13 protein-coding genes are annotated in these 19919 nt (G+C 35.6%); 7 read left to right on the top strand and 6 right to left on the bottom strand.

The features are described 5' to 3' along the window. The 4 genes from DM397_RS06865 to DM397_RS06850 all read left to right on the top strand — a co-directional run. On the top strand, window positions 1-1207 hold a 1207-nt coding region (locus tag DM397_RS06865; protein ID WP_262510676.1), incomplete at its 5' end, for a cell division protein ZapB. Window positions 1208-1279: 72 nt separating this feature from the next. Continuing rightward, on the top strand, window positions 1280-3685 hold the full coding sequence (locus DM397_RS06860) for a hypothetical protein (protein ID WP_111376824.1): 2406 nt from the start codon (window positions 1280-1282) through the stop codon (window positions 3683-3685). Window positions 3686-4179: 494 nt separating this feature from the next. Then, on the top strand, window positions 4180-5304 hold the full coding sequence (locus tag DM397_RS06855) for an XdhC family protein (RefSeq protein WP_111376823.1): 1125 nt from the start codon (window positions 4180-4182) through the stop codon (window positions 5302-5304). Then, a complete protein-coding gene (locus DM397_RS06850) occupies window positions 5294-5896 on the top strand; it encodes a nucleotidyltransferase family protein (RefSeq protein ID WP_239457812.1) in 603 nt (200 codons plus the stop codon). The genes DM397_RS06855 and DM397_RS06850 overlap by 11 nt, the downstream gene beginning before the upstream one ends. 243 nt (window positions 5897-6139) lie before the next feature. Here DM397_RS06850 and DM397_RS06845 read toward each other — a convergent pair whose 3' ends face one another. Then, window positions 6140-7285 carry a cysteine desulfurase family protein gene (locus DM397_RS06845; protein ID WP_111376821.1) on the bottom strand — a complete coding sequence of 382 codons (1146 nt, stop codon included), beginning with the start codon at window positions 7283-7285 and terminating at the stop codon, window positions 6140-6142. 336 nt (window positions 7286-7621) lie between these two features. Between DM397_RS06845 and DM397_RS06840 the strand changes: the two genes are divergently transcribed. The 3 genes from DM397_RS06840 to DM397_RS06830 are packed head-to-tail and all read left to right on the top strand — an operon-like array spanning window position 7622 to window position 11449. Beyond that, window positions 7622-8260, top strand: a complete 639-nt coding sequence (locus DM397_RS06840) for a 2Fe-2S iron-sulfur cluster-binding protein (protein WP_111376820.1) — start codon at window positions 7622-7624, stop codon at window positions 8258-8260. Beyond that, window positions 8257-9237 carry an FAD binding domain-containing protein gene (locus DM397_RS06835; RefSeq protein WP_111376819.1) on the top strand — a complete coding sequence of 327 codons (981 nt, stop codon included), beginning with the start codon at window positions 8257-8259 and terminating at the stop codon, window positions 9235-9237. Before DM397_RS06840 ends, DM397_RS06835 begins: the two co-directional genes overlap by 4 nt. 7 nt (window positions 9238-9244) lie before the next feature. Beyond that, the gene (locus DM397_RS06830) at window positions 9245-11449 is read left to right on the top strand and encodes a xanthine dehydrogenase family protein molybdopterin-binding subunit (RefSeq protein ID WP_111376818.1); all 2205 of its coding nucleotides are present in this window, start codon (window positions 9245-9247) and stop codon (window positions 11447-11449) included. 280 nt (window positions 11450-11729) lie between these two features. Here DM397_RS06830 and DM397_RS06825 read toward each other — a convergent pair whose 3' ends face one another. From DM397_RS06825 to DM397_RS06805, 5 genes are all read right to left on the bottom strand, one after another. Further along, window positions 11730-12293 (bottom strand): DUF2911 domain-containing protein, encoded by a 564-nt coding sequence (locus DM397_RS06825; protein WP_111376817.1) that lies wholly within the window; start codon window positions 12291-12293, stop codon window positions 11730-11732. 229 nt (window positions 12294-12522) lie between these two features. Beyond that, a complete protein-coding gene (locus tag DM397_RS06820; RefSeq protein ID WP_111376816.1) occupies window positions 12523-14322 on the bottom strand; it encodes a glycoside hydrolase family 2 protein in 1800 nt (599 codons plus the stop codon). Between the two features lie 148 nt (window positions 14323-14470). Further along, window positions 14471-16792, bottom strand: coding sequence for a glycoside hydrolase family 2 protein (locus DM397_RS06815; protein ID WP_239457811.1), 2322 nt, complete (start codon window positions 16790-16792; stop codon window positions 14471-14473). Window positions 16793-16952: 160 nt separating this feature from the next. Next, a complete protein-coding gene (locus DM397_RS06810; RefSeq protein ID WP_111376814.1) occupies window positions 16953-18146 on the bottom strand; it encodes a glycoside hydrolase family 88 protein in 1194 nt (397 codons plus the stop codon). Window positions 18147-18389: 243 nt separating this feature from the next. Beyond that, window positions 18390-19910: a RagB/SusD family nutrient uptake outer membrane protein gene (locus DM397_RS06805; RefSeq protein ID WP_111376813.1), complete on the bottom strand. Its 1521-nt coding sequence runs from the start codon at window positions 19908-19910 to the stop codon at window positions 18390-18392. Window positions 19911-19919 lie beyond the last annotated feature (9 nt).

Raw genomic sequence — 19919 nt, 5'->3', positions numbered from 1 at the left:
AATTACGAAACTTATTGAAAATAAAGAAACATTAACTTCTTTGGTTTACGATGCGACAGCAAAAACACTGACTTATATAGATGAGAATAATATTGCTAATGTTCTTCAGCTTGTTGATTTGGTAGGGAATGCAGAGACTAAAACAACGCTTGTTTATGATGCAGTAGCAAATACGTTGACCTATAATGGCGAAAGCGGAATTCCAACTGTAATTAGTTTAGTTGATTTAGTTGGGAAAGCCGAAACTATAACTTCAGTAACTCCAGTTGTAACAACAGGAAATACAATTGCAACATACACTAATGAAACTTTAGGAGCTCCAGTTGCTATTAAAGAGACAGTTACAGCATTAACTGATGTTGTGACGCAAGAACAAGATCAATACGGACAGTTAGTAGATAAACACACTTTGACGTATAAAGATGAAACTGGAACTGATAATCCTATTGACATGTCAGTTTTGGTAAAAGGAACTGAAACCTTGACTTCATTAACATACGACGGTGCAACTCAATCATTGGTTTATCAAGATGAGAATGGTGTTGACAGTGAATTCAAACTGGTAGATCTTGTGGGAGATGCACAAACACTTACCAAATTAGAGGTAAACAGCGATGCAGGGACATTAGATTATACAGATGAAGATAACAAAGTAAATGCTTTAAACCTTGCAGATGTAGTTAAAGAGCCTTGGTTTAGTACAGATACAAACAAAGGTGCAACATCAAACACAGAGAATGTATATACTCAAGGCTGGGTAGGAATCGGGTTTACAACGCCTTCTTCTGCTCCAAGTGAAAAGCTGAGAGTAAACGGTGCAATCACAACAGTAAATAGCTACTATGCCGATTATGTATTTGAAGATTATTTTAAAGGATTCTCAGAAATTAAGGGAGATTATAAATTTAAACCATTGGCTGAAGTAGATGCATTTATTAAAAAGAATAAGCATTTGCCAGGGATAACACCTATTAACGAATTGGTAAAAACAAAAGAAGGATATTCATTTAATGTTTCTGAATTATCAATACAATTACTTGAAAAAACAGAAGAATTGTATTTGCATATTATTGAACAAGACAAGGAATTAGAAGTTAAAAATAGTGAAATCCAACAGTTAAAAGCTGCAGCGGAGCAATTAAAAGCTGAATCAGAAGCTATGAATGAACGTTTGGAGAAATTGGAAAAATTAATATCAACTAAATAATAGCAAACCAATTAATCATTAATCAGGTCAAAGCACTGTAAAGTGCTTTGATGCTGACTAAAATTTTAGAACATGAAGAATTATATAAATCAAGTACAAAAGATAACATTAGCAGTTGTCTTCAGTTTACTAAGTTTTTGCTCCGTTTTCGCTCAGGTTGAAACTGCAAAAATTAAAGACGGAACCATTAGCAATGGAGCAACAAAAGCCAGAGATGGGGCGATTTTTGAATTAGAAAGTAATAATAAAGGAATGTTGATTTCACGCATGTCTACAGCACAGCGTAACGCTATTCCTTCAGCTAATTTATCAAACGGATTATTGGTGTTCAATACCAATACCAATTGTTTTGATTATTGGGATGCTTTAAGAGTACAATGGCTGAGTATGTGTGGTACACCGCCGCCAGCTGTTTTTGATATTTCTTCTGTACAATGTTCAGAAGTTACAGCGAATGGAACTTATAAACAAGGCGAGGTTTTAACAACGAGCAATACGCTTACAGTTCCAGTTACTGTAACACAACCTGGTACATATACTATTACAGCAACAACTGCCAATGGCTATTATTTTGAAGCAAGCGGAAGTTTCCCAAATGCAAGCACATATGATTTAACTTTAAGAGGAACGGGAAGACCAAATGCAGGATATGCAGCAGGAGATCCTGGTGATGTAGTAAGCTTGGTTTTGAACGGAGTTGTTACTAGTTGTTCACCACATATTTTTGTAGAAAAAGCCAGTGTAGATTTCTCTGTTACCTGTGCCAGTATTTCGGCATTAGGATCTTATAATATTGGATTGGATCTAACTCCTGCTAATAAGTTAACAGTAAACGTTATTGTAACTAATACAGGATTCTGGAGTATGAGTACAAATAAAGTAAATGGTTATTCTTTTACGGGACAAGGGACTTTTACAACAACAGGACCTCAAACAGTTGAATTGTTAGGTACGGGAATGCCAGAAACAGCCGGTACTAATATTTTTAGTCTTTCTTCAAATGCCAATAGTCAAGCAACGGCATCTTGTAGTGGTATTCCGGTAACCGTTGCTCCGGTGGCTTATACAATGAATTGTGCTGGAGCTACTCAAAGTGGGGCTTACATGCAAAATGTACCACTTAATTTAACAACGAATACAATTACATTACCTATTAATGTTACTGCTACAGGATCAACAACAATTACAACCAATACAGTTAACGGAGTATCGTTCTCTTCTGGGCCAATTGTATTAACAAAACTTGGGGCTGATACGGTAGTACTGAAAGGATCAGGAACACCATTATCAGGTGCAACTACTGCTTTGACGCTAACTGGTACGCCAGGAAGTTCAGCAACTTGTTCTTTTAATCTTGTTATTGCACAACAGCCAGTTGCCTATACAATGACTTGTGGTACTATTTCGGTTTCAGGAAGTTATGTTCCTAATCAGGCAATGACTAGTGCAAATACTATGACAGTTCCTGTAACGGTTACTTATGTAGGGGATTATAATATTACTACAAGTACAGTAAATGGAGTTTCCTTCTCAGGAACAGGAACATTCACGACTACTGGAGCACAATCTGTAACATTGCAAGCTTCTGGAACTCCTGTATCTGGAGGGGCATTTAGTTATACAATTAGTTCTAATAGTACTTCAAGCGGAATAACTTGTTCAAAAGCAATTACGTTTGTTTATCGTACAATGAACATTTTAAGTCTTGGACAAAGTCTGTATGCACCTGGTACAGCAGGTTCTGGTGATGCCTCAAAAGCAATTTTAATGAATGCTTCAAGTTTTGGTCCTAATGGTATCGTGCAAGTGCAAAGTATGAAAATTATAAATGGAGGTACTAGTGATAGTGCGCTTAAAAGTAATATTAATAACAACCAAGTAGATATTATTGTATTAGCGTACAATTTCACACCAAACTCAACTTCAGTTGGAATTTTAGCTGATTTTGTGAAGAACAAAAAGGGTGTCTTAATTCAAGCGCAAGAAAACGACAATGGTAATCTTGCCAGTTTAATTAATGCAATATGTGGTTCTTCTATATCTTCAGGAGACGTTAATAGAGATAACTCAACCTATATTAATCCATTAACTACTGTTTCTAATGCCATAACTGATGGACCATTTGGAAGTGTAAAAGGATTAAGCATTGGAGGAGATTTAAATAACTCTTACTCAGTTCCACAAATTGTAAATACAACAGCTTTGGCTACTATTCAAGGTAGATCTGACAGAATGACATCATTTGTACATAATACGCTTGGATATATGTTTGTAGGAGATGGTGGTTGGGCTGCGGGAACAGCAAGCAATACTTCTACTACTACGTACCCTGCAAAGATTTCATCAACAGGTGTTCCTTTATCAAAAGCATATACTGGATCAACAACGGTATATAATAGTATTATGTATGCTAATACTCTGGCTTGGGCAATTCAATATGCACAGACAAATACAAACACCTCTTATGTAATTCCATAGGGAAGTATAAAAAAATCTAAATAATCGACAGCGATTTATTAGACAAACTATTTACTTAAAACACCTGCAATAATTTTTTGCAGGTGTTTTTTTGTATTGCTATTTTTAATGTGACGATGTAAATGAACAATTTTTGTAGCACATAAAATATTTAAAATTAATGTACGGTTTATATAAATATAAGAAGTTCTTAAAGCGATTAATAGTTAATAGGATAAAAAAGAGCTAATACTAAAAGTGCTCTTACTTGGTTGATGCATAAAAAAAAATACTATCTTTTATGACTGAAATAGAAAAGAAAAATCTTAAAATTGATTTTGATAAATGGTATAATAAAAAAACAAAAAAATAGAGTTTTTTATTCTTTAGATTTGAAAAATACATCAGACAAAATAAACTATAAATTTAAATGATTTTACTTTATATGAGTTAGTAAAATTTTTATATTGCCAATAGTGTTGTCAATACCAGTTTTTATTAGTGAATAATTATTTATGAAAGAAATCAGTGAAATTCTTAAAGCATATTCAGTAGCTAAAGCAGAAAAGAAGAAAACAGCTTTGGCAACCGTAGTAAAAGTCGAAGGTTCGTCATACAGGCAGCCAGGAGCACGTATGTTGGTTACCGAAGATGGTATGCTGACAGGTGCAATAAGTGGTGGCTGTTTAGAAGGAGATGCGTTGCGAAAAGCGCTTCTTTCAATTAATCAAAAGCAAAATAAACTTGTAACTTATAATACCAGCAACGAAGAAGATGCAGAGGTCGGTTTGCAGCTTGGATGTAATGGAATCGTTCATATTCTTTTTGAATACATACATGATGAGACTGAAAACAATCCGATTCAGCTTTTGCAACAACTTGAATTAGAGAGAAAAGAAGCAGTCATAGTAACGGTTTTCTCTTTAAAAAGAAATGCTTCTCAGATAGGAACAGCTTTATTTTTTAGAAAGGACAGCCCAATTTTAACTCATGATAATGAAGCTTTAAGTTTGATTTCAGACGTAAAAGAAGTATTGAAAAATAAAGCTTCGGCAGTAAAAAAACTTCATAAAGAAAACGATGAAGAAGCTTTAATCGAATATATAAAACCGTCTATTTCGCTGGTAATTGCTGGAGCAGGAAATGATATTCAGCCGTTGGTAAAAATGGCAACTGTTTTAGGATGGAGAACTCATATTGCAGAAGGGCGTGCGACGCATGCAAGTGCAAAACGTTTTCCTAAGGCTAGTCAGATTTCGGTTGTCAAACCCGAGCAATTCATAGAAAATATAGTCATCGACGATCAGACTTATTTTCTTTTAATGACTCATAATTATAAATACGATCTGGCAGTTTTAAAATTATTATTAGAAACCAATTGTCATTATATTGGAATTCTCGGTCCAAAATCGAAATTCAGCCGAATGTTGGACGATCTTTCAATGGAAGGAATTACAGTAAATGAAGAGCAGTTAAGCCGAATTCACAGTCCTGTCGGTTTGGATATTGGAGCTGAAACCTCAGAAGAAATTGCCCTTTCTATTATATCTGAAATTAAAGCCGTTGCTTCTGAACGTGCCGGAACATCTTTAAAATATAAATCGGGCAAAATTCATAATGAAATTCATTATGGAAAATAAACAGCAACAAAAAAATGGCATTATCATTCTTGCAGCTGGAAATTCGTCTAGATTAGGCAGGCCAAAACAGTTACTAAAACATAAAGAATCGACCCTTCTGAAAAACACGATTTCAGAAGCTTTAAAGACTCAAAATTCTTTTTTAATAGTGGTAACAGGTGCAAATCATGATATAATAGAAAAAGAGATTAATTTGCCAGATGTAAAAATTTCATTCAATTCTGAATGGGAAAGCGGAATGGCTTCTTCAATAGTCAAAGGAATTACAGAACTAGTACTTCTAAACCCCGATTGTAAACAATGCATTTTATCAGTCTGCGATCAGCCTTTTGTAACGAGTTCAGTTTTTGAGAATTTAATAAATGAATCTAAGAAAGCTGGAAAAGGAATTGCGGCTTCAGCTTATGCAGAAACATTAGGAACACCGGCTTTATTTCATCAAAAATACTTTCATGAACTTCTTGAATTAAAAGGGAAGGAAGGAGCAAAAAAACTCATTAAAAAATACGCGGAAGATATGGTTTCAGTTTCTTTTGAAAAAGGAAATATTGATATTGATACCGAGGAAGATTATTTTAAGTTGATTTCTTGAGCTAAAGGCTTAAAGTTACAAAGGCTCAAAGTTGCAAAGGTTTTTTTTACATAGCTTTTCTAGATTCAGTTTGTCATCCTGACGAAGGAAGGATCACACGCGGGAGTCGACAAAGATTGAGGATTTACTTTATGGAATTTCTAGTGTGATCCTTCCTTCGTCAGGATGACAAAAATAACCTTTGCATCTCTGCTCCCGATAGCTATCGGGATTGCGAGATTAAAAACAAAAAAAAACTTAGTGTCATATCGCCTTAGTAGCAAACGGAGTAGCTAAACTCAAAATGCGCTCAACAGCAATATCAATTTCCTCTTCTGTAGTAAAACGTCCCAAACTAAAACGAATCGAACTCAAAGCATCTTCATCAGATAATCCCATTGCTTTTAAAACATGCGAAGGTTCTGAAGTAACTGCCGAACAAGAAGCTCCATTTGAAACTGAAATATTCCCCAAAGTCAATATCAACTGTTCTGAGTTTACGTTTGGAAAACAAATATTTGTAGTATTATAAATTCGGTTTGAAATGTTTCCGTTTACAAAAGATCCTTCAAACTGCAACAAACCTTTTTCAAGTTTATTTCGTAAGGCTTCAATACGTTTTTGATCTTTTTCTTGTTCATTTTGGGCAATCTCACAAGCTTTTCCTAAACCAATAATTCCGGGAACATTTAAGGTGCCACTGCGAAGTTTTCTCTGCTGTCCGCCGCCAAGAATTTGAGGAGTCAATTTTAGTTTGGTTTTTCCTGAAAGATATAAAGCGCCAACGCCTTTTGGGCCATAAAATTTATGAGCTGACATTGCCAAAAAATCAATTCCGAGAGCTTTTACATCGATCGGAATTTTACCAATAGTTTGAGTTGCATCACACAAAAAAAGTATGTTTTTATCTTTCAGTATTTTAGAAATTTCGCTGATATTTTGCATGACACCTGTTTCATTATTAGAAAACATTCCGATGAAAACCAGTGTTTTACCTGTAATTATTTCTTCTAAAAGTTGAATATCTAAAAGACCATCAGAAGCAATTGGGAGATAAGTGACTTCAAAACCAATACTTTCCATAAAGTTACAAGTCTCAAGAACCGCTTTATGTTCGGTTTGAACGGTGACGATGTGTTTTCGATCCTGATCCGCTAGACCTTTTATAGCCAAATTTATAGCTTCAGTTGCCCCCGAAGTAAATAGGATTTCATCTGCATCGGCGTTAATTAAATCTGACACTTGCCAAGCGGCATTTTCTACAGCTTCATTTACCGTAAGTCCTGCAATATGCTGGCTAGTTGAATTCGCATAAAAATCAGTAAAATACGGAAGCATAGCATCCAATACGCGTTTATCAACACGGGTTGTAGCATTATTATCCAGATAAATAATTTTTTGCTGTGACATAGCTTGGGCTTATTTCAGTAAAAATACAATTTTATAATTTCGCAAAGTCGCAGAGACGCAAAGTTTTTTAAACCATATAAGCATTATAAGTTCGATTAAGAGAAAACTTAAAATTCTTACATCACTTATATGTTTTTTTTTGAATTAAACTTTGCGTCTCTGTGACTTTGCGAGATTTTCTTTTATTAAGGCATTGCGCACGTTGCATTAAAAAAAATAAAATTGTAATTATTCTAAATAAGAGTAATGTTTGAATTTTATAATTTTTTCTTATAGAAGATGATTAAATTTGTTAGAATGACAAAAGCAAATTTGCTAATTTAACAAATAGATTGAATGGCTTCTAAAAAAACAAATCAGGATAAAGTAACGTCGGAAGATTCCAATTCTCGTCGTGACTTTATAAAGAAATCAGGACTTTTTACCGCTCTTGCCCTGACGCCACCTTCATTGGTAATGGCTTCAGAAAAGAAATGGGATGAAAAAATAGCGGAATATTTAGAAACAGTACCGCTTTCTATTGAAGTAAATGGCACAAAACATAATCTTAATATCGAACCAAGAACAACATTATTGGATTTGCTTCGCGAACAATTACAGCTTACAGGAACCAAAAAAGGCTGCGACCACGGACAATGTGGAGCTTGTACAGTTCATGTAAACGGAACGCGAATTTTGTCTTGCCTTTCTTTGGCATCGATGCAACAAAACGCACAGGTAATTACAATCGAAGGACTTTCAAAAGGAAAAAAACTGCATCCAATGCAGGAGGCTTTTATCAAGCACGATGGTTTTCAGTGTGGCTATTGCACGCCGGGACAAATCATGTCGGGAATTGCTTGTATCAAAGAAGGCCATGCCAACAGCAGAGAAGAAATCAGTGAATATATGAGTGGTAATATCTGCCGATGCGGTGCTTATCATAATATTGTTGATGCTATAACCGAAGTGAAGGAAGGAGGAAAGGAGATATGAAAAATTTTCAGATAATTAAAGCTTTGTCGTCTTCTTCGGCAATTACAGGAAAAGCAAAAGACAATTCTTCTATGTTTATTGCGGGAGGAACGAATCTGGTGGATTTAATGAAGAAGAACATCGTTGCTCCAGATAAATTGGTTGACATTAACGGATTAGACTTAAAGAAAATTGAGTTCTTAAAAGGAAAAGTTTCGATTGGTGCATTGGCAAAAAATAGTCAGGTTGCCGAAGATGCTTCTATTAAAGAAAAATATCCTTTGTTGGCATTAGCTTTAGCAGCTGGAGCTTCTCAGCAGATTAGACACATGGCAACTGTTGGAGGAAATATGTTGCAGAAAACAAGATGCTCTTATTACTACAATACCGATATGCCTTGTAACAAACGTGCTCCAAAAAGCGGGTGCGGTGCGATTGGCGGGTCTAATAGAATGGCAGCTGTTTTTGGAACTTCGGACAGTTGTATTGCAGTTCATCCAAGTGATATGTGTGTGGCTTTGGCGGCGCTTGACGCTAAAGTTTTGGTAGAAGGTCCAAAAGGAAAGCGAGAAATTGATTTCACCGATTTTCATAGACTTCCAGGAAATACGCCTGAAAAAGACAATACGCTTGACAGCAGAGAATTGATCACAGCTGTTGAAATTCCAGATAATAATTTCATTAAGAATGTCCATTACTTAAAAGTACGTGATAGGACAAGTTATGCTTTTGCATTGGTGTCGGTTGCTGTGGCTTTAGATATAAAAAATAATACCATAAATGATGTCAGATTGGCTATGGGAGGTGTGGCACACAAACCATGGAGATTGACTGAAACAGAAAAATTCCTGAAAGGAAAAACAGTTTCTGAAGATCTATTTAAACAAGCAGGCCATTTGTCTATGAAAGGCGCAACAGGATTCGGTGATAATAATTTTAAACTAACGCTTGGAGAGAATGCAGTAGCAGAAGCACTTACAATAGCAGCATCAAAATAATTAAATTATGAGCAAGACAAGTAATATTAATAGAGTTGACGGATTTGCTAAAGTAACGGGTTCAGCAACTTATTCGGCAGAGTATAAAACGGCAGGTGTTGTTTATGCCTGTTTGGTTGGAAGCACGATTGCAAAAGGAAGAATTAAAACCATTGATACTAAAAAAGCAGAATGGGCACCAGGAGTTTTGGCGGTTATTACACATTTGAATGTAGATAAACCTGCTGGCTACGAAAAAGCAAAAGACAAGCATAATTTTGGTCAGCCGTTACAGATTTTTAAAGATGATTCGGTTTTGTATTACGATCAGCCAATTGCTTTGGTGATTGCGGATACTTTTGAACGTATGCGATATGCAGCGAGTCTAATTAAAGCCGATTATTTTAAAGAAGAACATTCGACAGAACTTAAAAAAGCAGCTGAAAAAGAAAAGAAAGTAGAAACCGATAAAGGAAATGATTATCATCGTGGTGAACATGACGGCTATAAAAATGCTGAGGTAATTTTAGAAACCGAATATACGATTCCGACGGAAGTTCATAATCCAATGGAATTGGCAAATATTATTGCCAAATGGGATGGAAATAAACCAATTTTATATACCAAAAGTCAAGGTGTAGAAGGAACGCGTAGAAGTGTTGCCGGAGTTTTTGGAGTGCCTGTCGAAGATGTTGAGGTTCACGCAGAATATCTTGGAGGTGCTTTCGGAATGGGATTGCACACTTGGCCGTATGAAATTGCAGCTTTAATTGGAGCTAAAAAATTGAATCGCCCAGTTAAATTAGTATTGCATCGCGAACAGATGTTTACCAATGTTGGTTTTAGACCGTACACAATTCAAAAAATGGGATTGGGTGCAACAAAAGATGGAAAACTGACAGGTCTAACACACGAAGCTGTTGCGATGACTTCGAGCTATGAGGATTTCATGGAAGGAACCGTAAACATGTCCCGATTTATTTATGATTGTCCAAACGTTTCAACACGTTACAGAATTGTGCCTTTGGATATTTCCACGCCAATCTGGATGCGCGGACCAGGCGAAGCGACAGGTTCTTTTGCATTAGAATGCGCAATGGATGAAATGGCGTATAAATTAAACTTAGATCCGATTGAATTTCGCAAACTGAACTATGCTGAGAAAGATCAAGAACAAAATAAACCATGGAGCAGTAAATTTCTTTTAGAATGTTACGAAGGCGGAATGGAACGCATAGGCTGGAAAAATCGTAAAAACGAACCAGGCTCTGTTAAAGAAGGAAACTGGCTAGTGGGTTACGGAATGGGTACAGGGACTTTCGGCTGTTACAGAAGTCCAACTTCTGTAAAAGCAAAATTCCTAGCTAATGGCGATTTAGTCCTGCAATGTAGTGTAAACGATATGGGACCAGGAACGGCAACCATGATGACTGCTATTGGAGCTGAAGTAATAGGTTTTCCATCAGAAAACGTAATCATCGAAATGGGAAAAAGCGGTTTGCCAAAAGGCCCAACACAAGGTGGTTCGGCAACGACTTCATCTGTTGGTTCTGCGGTTCATGATGCTTGCAATTTATTGCTGAATAAAATAATTGAATTGGGAAGCAAAAATCCTGCTTTAAAAGGAATCGCTCTAACAGATTTAACTTTTGAAAATGGTGCAGTTTCTTCTAAAAAAGACAAATCTAAATCGGTTACGTTAGCGGCGCTTTTAAGCAGTAATAAATTAGAAGATTTTGAAGTTGAAAATCTTTCTAAAGCTGCTGAAGAAGCGAAGAAATATTCAATTTATTCGTTTTCGGTTCATTTTGTAAAAGTATTAGTGAATCCGAATTTAGGTAAAATAAGATTGGCTCATGTGGTTTCTTGTGCTGATATTGGAACCGTAATCAGTCAGAAGACTTCTGCAGGACAAATGTTCGGAGGAGCAGTAGGAGGAATCGGAATGGGATTAATGGAAGCATTAGAAATCGATCATCGTTTCGGCCGTCCGATCAATAATAATTTCGCAGATTATCATGTTCCTGTAAATGCCGATATTGAGAAACAAGAAGTTTTCTTCGTTAATAAAAAAGACCCAATAAGTAACCCAATGGGAACAAAAGGTTTGGGAGAAACAGCTTTAGTCGGAATGGCACCTGCAATTGCAAATGCTGTTTTTAATGCAACCGGAAAACGTGTTCGAGATTTACCAATTACTTTGGATAAAATTATAGAAACTGCTAAGGTTTAAGTATAAAAAACAATTGCAAAAGTCCCTTTGAGATTACAATCTTAAAGGGATTTTTTTGTGTTATGAAAAATCTCGCAAAGTCGCAGAGACGCAAAGTTTAATGCAAAAAAACAACTACATAAATCAGATAAGAAATTCTAAATTTCCTCTTAATTGAACTTACATCACTTATATGTTTTAAAAAACTTTGCGTCTCTGCGACTTTGCGAGATTAAAAAAAAGTCGCAAAGCTTAAAAAAACTTTGCGACTTTGTGCCTTCGTGGCATATATTAGTAAAACTTATTTAACCGTAATTGGTAATTCAACTGTTGTTTTATCCCATCCAATAACAAGATTTGCGACATTACCTTGAGTTGTAAATGCAATAGATAAAGCTTCGATAACTTCAGAAACTGGTTTTACAGGAACTGAAACTCTTACCACATCTTTACTTTCATCATAAGCATAAGAACCCCATAAATCAAGTTCTTTGTTGATAATGATAGTCCATTTGTCTTTTTCAGGAATAGCAAATAAACTGTATATTCCTGCAGCAATTTTTTTTCCGCCAATTGTTACATCTTTATAGAATTTAACTTCTGTGTTTTCATTAGCACCAACTCTCCAAACTTCACCAAACTTTACAACGTCACCAAAAATAGTTCTTCCTTTTACAGAAGGTCTTGCGTAAAGCACTTTTACAACCGGATTAGGATTGTCTGTTTTCTTAAATTTCACCGCTTTGTTTGGGAAATACGAAATATCAACTGGACTTGCATCAAGAGGAGCAAATTTTACGATGTCTTGAGCCTGAACTGTAAAAGCAGCAAACAAAGTAACTGCTAGTAAATAGAATTTTTTCATGGTTTACAATTTTTAGATTAACTACAAAGTAAATTAATAATGAAGAAAAATCATATAATTTGCTGCCTGTTTTTTGTTAATGAATTGGTAACAGTTTTGACAAGATAATTTTATTTCCGATCCAATTTTCCGTAGAGACGCACTGCAGTGCGTCTAACGTATTGTAACCATCGTTGCGTAGACGCACTGCAGTGCGTCTCTACAGATTAACGTTGTGTGAAAATAATTTTTAATATTCGTTTTTCTTTTTAGCATACCAATTTTGCATAATATAAAACGCTTTCTTCTTTTCGCCATCATTTGAAATCAATCCTTTACGATTGTAACCATCCTGAATTCCTGGAAGCAATCTTTTTGGCGATCTGAAATCAACCAAAATCCACGGACTTGTTCCGCTTAAGTGAGGAATTTTTTCAATCATCTTTAAATTCTGAATGTATAAGTATTCCTGATATTCCTCAGTCCAACGTTCGTTTTTCTCTCCGTGAAAACCCGCTTTTGCATCACCTCCAAATTCAGAAACAAAAACAGGTTTATTGTATTTAGATTTCCATGTTATTTTCTCAGCATCTTCTAAGTTTCCACCATACCAGCCTAAATATTGGTTGAAAGCCACAACATCCAAAACCTCTCCAATAGGATCATCAATAGTTTCTTTTTTGGTTAATAAAGCAGCGCTAATTAATCTAGTATTGTCTAATGATCTGGTGTGTGATGCTAAATTTGTAATGAAAGTATTTCTAGCATCAGAAATTGGCGTTTCATTTGCCATAGACCAAATCACAATACTAGCTCTGTTTTTATCTCTTGTGATAGCAGCAGTTAATTGATCTTGAGCATTTTTATACGTGTTTTCATTTTTAAATTCAACTGTCCAATAAACCGGAATTTCTTCCCAAACCATTAAACCTAATTTATCAGCTTCTCTAACCATGTTCTCGTTATGCGGATAATGCGCCAGACGAACATAATTACAACCTAATTCTTTTGCCCAGTTTAATAAACGCAAAGCATCTTCTTGAGAATTTGCACGTCCGCCTTTTGCATTTTCTTCATGAATTGAAATTCCGCGTAAGAAGACTGGTTTTCCGTTCAACAGAATTTTATCTTCTTTTGTTTCGATAGTTCTAAAACCAATTTGATCGTTTAGTTTTTTCCCATTAAAGTCAACAATAACAATATATAATTTCGGATTTTCTGGTGACCAATAAGAAATCTTTTTAGCTGGGATTTCGAAGTTTAAAATTCCATTATTATCAGCTTTTCCTTTGTAGTTGATTTTTAATTCAGGAATGGAAATTGAAACCTGATTTTTTGATGCATCCAAATTATTGATTTTAATAAAACCAGAAACCACATTTGCATTGCCTTTTTTCAATTGAATATTATAATCTTCCACAAAAGAGGATTCTTCTTCAATTAATGTCACATCGCGTGTGATGCCGCCATAATTCCACCAATCAGTATTTACTGTTGGGACATCTTCTTTATGGCGTGTATTATCAACTTTGATAACCAAATAATTCCCCGTTGGTTTTACAATCGAAGTAACTTCGTAATTAAACGGTGTGAAACCACCTTCGTGAGTTCCTAATTTTTTTCCATTTAAATAAACATCAGCTTTGTAATTGATAGCTCCTAAATATAAAAATAGACGTTTTTTTGGCGCTAGATTGTAATCGAAAGACTTTTTAAACCATACATTCCCTTCATAATATTTCAGTTCTGTAACCTGAGAATTCCAATCGCCTGGAATATTGATTGTAGGCGATTTATCGAAATCATATTCTACTAATTCCTGTTTGTTTTGAGCATGATAATTGGTGAAAAAAGCTCCTTTTGCTGGTTTTTCACTTTTGTCGTATTGGTCAAGGTGAAAGCTGTAAAAGCCTGTTTGATATGGATCTATAATATAATTCCAGACTCCGTTTAAAGAAGTGGTGTTTCGGTTTGGGACATTTGAGATTAAATTTTGTGCAGACACCAAAACGGAAGAGGTTAGAAGTAATGCGGTTAATAGTTTTTTCATTTTTTGTATTAATTTGTTTTTGTAATTGTGTGTGGCTTAACCGCAAAGAGCGCAAAGGTTTACGCAAGGTTCGCTAAGTTTTTTTTACGCGAAGCATAAATAATTTGCGTCCTTTGCGTAAACCTTTGCGAACCTTGCGGTTAAATTCTCAAGGTTCAATCTTCAAATATTCCCCTTTAAAGCTCTGATTTAAAGCCGTCATTTCAATCGGTTTGCCAGAACCATCGGGAGTAACCTCGATAGAAGCCTTTCCGTTTGCCATTCTGATCGATTCACTTCCTGTTGGAGTTCCTTGATTTTTTAAAGTTTTTCCTCCTTTTAAACATTGAAAATAAACACTAGCTTCATAATCCAGACAGCGTAAATTATTGTTGTCGATTGCAATTGCTGTAACTAGATAATTACCGTTTTTCAGTTTTTCTGATGATAATTGCAGCGAAGAAGCCGTATCGTTTTTATTGAAACGATAATTAACTTTTATTGTATCAGAAACTGTTTTTCCATCTTTTGTTTTTCCAACAGCAACTAAAATATTTTCACCCTTCGTAAAATTGACATCCCAAGTTAAACCATTTGCTGGATACACAGCAAGATTTCGCTGTTTTTCTCCTAACGATTTTCCATTATGGAAAAAAGTTACTTTCTCGCAGTTACTGAAAACACTGATTGTTCTTGGTGTATTTTCAGGCCCCTGACGCTCTGTCCAAGTATGCGATTCGATGTAAGTGAAAGGTTCTTTTGCCCAATAGCTTTTAAAAACATAATACGCATCTTTTGGAATTCCGTTTCGGTCTGTTAATCCTTTTTGGTTCATATACGGAATATCATCTTCTGGTCGCAATGGCGTTGCAAAATCCTTAAATGCCCATTGAATATTTCCCACAAACGTTGGATCATTCTCGGATATATGCAAATGCCAGTCAAATAAATCAACAATATAATTTTCGCTCCAATCGCCAATTTGAGCAATATTGGCAACTTTAGTCTGCACAATAGCTTCTTCCCAGCCTTCGGCTTTTATTACATTTTCTCCCGTTACAGGATTTTCACTATGACGGCCAACATGACTGTCTCCGCCATATTCGGCATGAATAAAGTGTTTGTATTCTTTTTTATAAACATCAATCGCTTTTTGATAGCTTTTATAACTTCCCGAATACCAGCCCGACCAGATCGAAGGGGAGAAGACATCTACAATATGCGATCCTTCATAATATTTTCTAATTGCCGTTTTTCTTGTCGGATCTAGTTTATGCGCAATATCGTTTAATTCACTTAAAAAGACATTGGTTTTATCGGCATTATCTCCGTCAGGAAAATCAGGAAGCCAATTGATTTCGTTCCCTAAAGACCAAATGATAATACTTGGATGATTGTAATTTTGATTGATAATTTCTGCCAGCATGTTTTTGGTATTTGTTTTCCAAACATCATTACCAATTCCGCCACGACACCAAGGAAGTTCGTCCCACACCAAAAGGCCAAGTTCGTCGCAAGCTTTATAAATCTCTGGATCTTGTGGATAATGCGCTAAACGAACAAAATTAGCACCCATTTCTTTAATCGATTTCATATCGGCCCAATGCTGTTCGTTACTCATTGCTGCGCCAACTCCAGCTTGTTCTTCATGACGATGTGTACCGCGAATCAATAGACGTTTTCCGTTAAGGTAAAACGGACCATGATCTTTAAACTCAAACCATCTAAAGCCTACTTTTTCGGAAACACTATCTCTAATTTGATTTTTTTCTGATAAAACAGCAGTCAGTCTGTATAGATTTGGTTTTTCAGTATCCCAGAGTTCTGGGTTTTTAATGTTTTCAAAAGTGATGGTTGAGGTTTTATCTGTAACCAAAACTGTTTTGCTTGCTACTTTTTTTCCTTTCGGATTTTTTAAAGTGACAGTCAATGATAAATCCTTTAAATTATCAGGATTGACAAAAGAAGAAACAATCTGTACCGAAGCTTTTTTAGCCGAAACTTCTGGAGTTGTAATTTTTAAATTCTCAATATGATTTTTGTATTTCGAAACCAGCCAGACATCACGTGTAATTCCACCATAAATAAAGAAATCACTTTTTTGAGACGGAATAATTTCAATATCATAACTATTATCAACACGAACAAAAATATCGTTGTTTCCTTCTTTTATGAAATTGGTAATATCGATCGAAAATCCAATGTAGCCACCAATATGCGATCCAGCTTCTTTTCCGTTTACATACACATTTGTAGTTACATTCGAACCTTCAAAGTATAAAGAATAAACGCGGTTTTTGTCGATTTTGGGAATATTTATTTTTTTTTGATACCAGCTGGCGTCGCGTCTATAACCTGGATACAGATCTGTTGCATCTTCTGCGTTCCAAGTATGTGGTAAATTCAGAGATGTCCAATTGGACGCTTTTTGTGCTTCGTTTAATTTTTGAGTGTCATTTTCTAAGTAAAGCCAGTTGTCGTTAATGTTCATCTTTGTCTGAGCAAAACTGCTGCTCAGACAAATTTGAAACAAAACAAAAAGCGCAAAAATTGAAAAAGTTTTATTCGTTTTATTCATAGGTACAAAGGTTCATAGTTACAAAGGTTCAAAGGTTTTTCTGGCTCAAAGGTTTAAAGATTCAAAACCTTTGTTACTTTGAACCTTTAAGACTTTGCGCCTTTATTAATGCTTCCAAAAAATAATAATCGGCGTAAATTATTGGTTCGTCAATTTCGTCATGTTTTGGCCAGTTTCCAGTACTGTGATCAAATAAGAAAGGCGCTTTAATTTTAGCATCTAAAATATATTTGTCTGTTTGCACCGAAGCCATTAGTTTATCGGCGAAAGCCAAATAACTGTCATTTTTTGTGTAACCGTACAATTCGTATAAAGCAGACGCAATTACCATAGCTGCAGAAACATCTCTGGCAGCATTTGGAATACTTGGATCTTTAAAATCCCAATACGGAATTCCGTCTTCAGGTAGGTTTTTATTGGTCATAAAAAACTTTGCTGTCGCTTCGGCCTGTTTTAAGTACGCAGGATCTTTTGTGTAGCGGTAAGACATTGTGAATCCGTAAACTGCCCATCCTTGACCGCGCGCCCAAACCGAATCGTCATTGTAACCTTGAAGAGTTGTTTTCTTTCTAACTTTACCTGTATTCGGATTATAATCAATAACGTGATAACACGAATTGTCTGCTCTAAACTGATTTTTTAAAGTGGTATTAGCATGTTGAATCGCAATCTCTCGGTATTTTGGATTTCCAGATATTTTTGAGGCTTCAAATAACAATTCTAGATTCATCATATTGTCTATAATCACTGGATAATCCCAAATTTCTTTGTTGAAATCCCATGAGCGAATAGAACCCACTTTTGGATTAAACCTTGTGCATAAAGTTTCGGCGCCTTTAATAATTACCGCTTCGTACTCTTTCTTGTTTTCCACTTTCAGCGCTTCTCCAAAACTGCAAAACACTTTAAAACCTACGTCATGCGAATTACTGTTGACACTTTCTTTTTTGCTGAAAGGAGTCCATTTTTGAGCTTGTTCTTTATATTTTGAATCGCCTGTGAGTCGGTATAACTGCCAAAGATTTCCAGCGAAGAAACCACTTGTCCAATCTCTAGAAGGCACTTTACGAATTTCAAGCGTTTTAGTATTCATACTTCTTGGCATTGACATTGAATCGACTGGATAATCTAATAGCATTTTGTAACGCGTTTCCAGTTTTTCAGTCGCTACTGAGGTAGTTTTTTTTTGAGAATTAATCCCAGATTTGCATGCTGTTACCAGCGATGCAAACCCAAGAATTAAAGAAATGAAACTGACATTCTTCATATTAAAATAATATATATTTTGTAATCGTGATATTTAGACGCGGATTTGACGGATTCGCTATCGCGAAGACGCGGATTTGTACGGATTTTTTTCTCTCGCAGATTTGGACGTTTTTTTATCTGCTAAATCTGCAAGATCTGCAGGAAACCAATTATACGTAACGTAATAAAAAAAAATCGTTTCAATCCGCGCTTTTGCGATAGCAAATCTGTTTTATCTGCGTTCAATACTAATTGTGCTAAATTAATAACCAGGGTTATTTGGCTTTAAATTCGGATTAATTGCTAATTCTGTTCCTGGCAATGGCCATAAATAATCTCTGTTTGGATCAAATTTAGCATGCGGTTCTAAGCCATTTGGTCCGAATACTTCTGGTCCGATTTTAAGTCTTTTAATATCGTACCATCTCACATATTCAAAAGCCAATTCTAACCTTCTTTCATCAATGACCATTTTTCTGAAATCGGTTTGAGATAATCCCGGAGTTACATTTGCAGGAAAAGAAACCAATTTTCCAGCTTTATTTCTCGCTCTTGCACGAACACGGTTTACATAACCATCAGCTTCTGTTGTTCCTGGACTAATTTCGTTTAAAGCTTCAGCGGCCGTTAATAAAACTTCAGCAAAACGCATTGTGATGTAATTGTGCTGCGAAGTTCTTCCGTTAGCACCAGCTTTCCCAGGAAAACGGAAATATTTGGCAATGTGCGGACGAGGTGCTTTTTCGTTATCACTTGAAGGATAAACCTGTAATGATCCGCCTGGGCCTGTTTTCTTTCTGATAATGGTATCAAAACTTACGGCTCTTCTGTAATCTCTCTGATCCCAAGTGTTGAATACTTTTAAAGAAGGAACCGCAACCGAGAAACCTTGCCCATAACTGTAACTGTCATCTTTTAACGATCCTGTGAAAAATGCCGTATAATCTTGACCGTAATTTCCTGATGTTAAGTTATTAAAATCAATTGTAAAAAGCGGCTCTTTTAATGAAGCTGTTTTTGTTGCATTAAACAAATCTTGAAAATCGGCATCTAAACCTAAACCAAATTTTGCTTCGTTTGTAATTACATATTTTGCTTCATTGTACGCTTTTTGAAAGTTTCCTAAAGTCAAGTAAACTGAAGCTAAATAACCTGCAGCAGTACCTTTTCCTGGAACGGCTTTTACTTTTGGTTTGTCATCCAGCCATTGTTTAGCAAATTCTAAATCGGCAATGATTTTTGGGTAAACATCTGCTTCTTTTGTTTTACTCAAAGAATTTACTTGCGATACATCATTCACAACAAAATCAACATACGGAATATCCCCAAAAAGGCGCACCAAATGATAGTATGCAAATGCTCTTGCAAAATACGCTTGAGCTACAATGGCATTTACTTTAGCAGGATCTCCGGGTGTTTTTTTAGCACCTTCAATGGCCTGATTTGCTGCCGTGATAATCACATATGATTGAGGCCAAAAGTTTGCAACAAGCGCGTTTGTATCGTTCATAGACATATCGTTCACATCGATACGGGCAGCTTGTGTAGTTCTATCGCCAATATCGGCCATGTCATCGCGAAGCATTAGAGCAATTGTAAATTCTCTTCCCCAATAATTGTTATGGGCAATGTTGGCAAAAGCTCCGTTTACAGCAGCTTGCAAATCGTCTGTATTATTGAAAAAGTTATCTGGACGAATAATCCCTACTGGTTTTTCTTCTAGATCAGAACAGCTGAAAAAAGTCATTGTTCCTAAGCAAAGAAGAGCTATATATTTTTTCATAGTGGTTTT

The organism is Flavobacterium nitrogenifigens, from assembly GCF_003254565.1.
Taxonomy (GTDB): domain Bacteria; phylum Bacteroidota; class Bacteroidia; order Flavobacteriales; family Flavobacteriaceae; genus Flavobacterium; species Flavobacterium nitrogenifigens.
The sequence above is the reverse complement of the archived record's forward strand: the minus strand, read 5'-3'. Positions and strand labels throughout refer to the sequence as shown.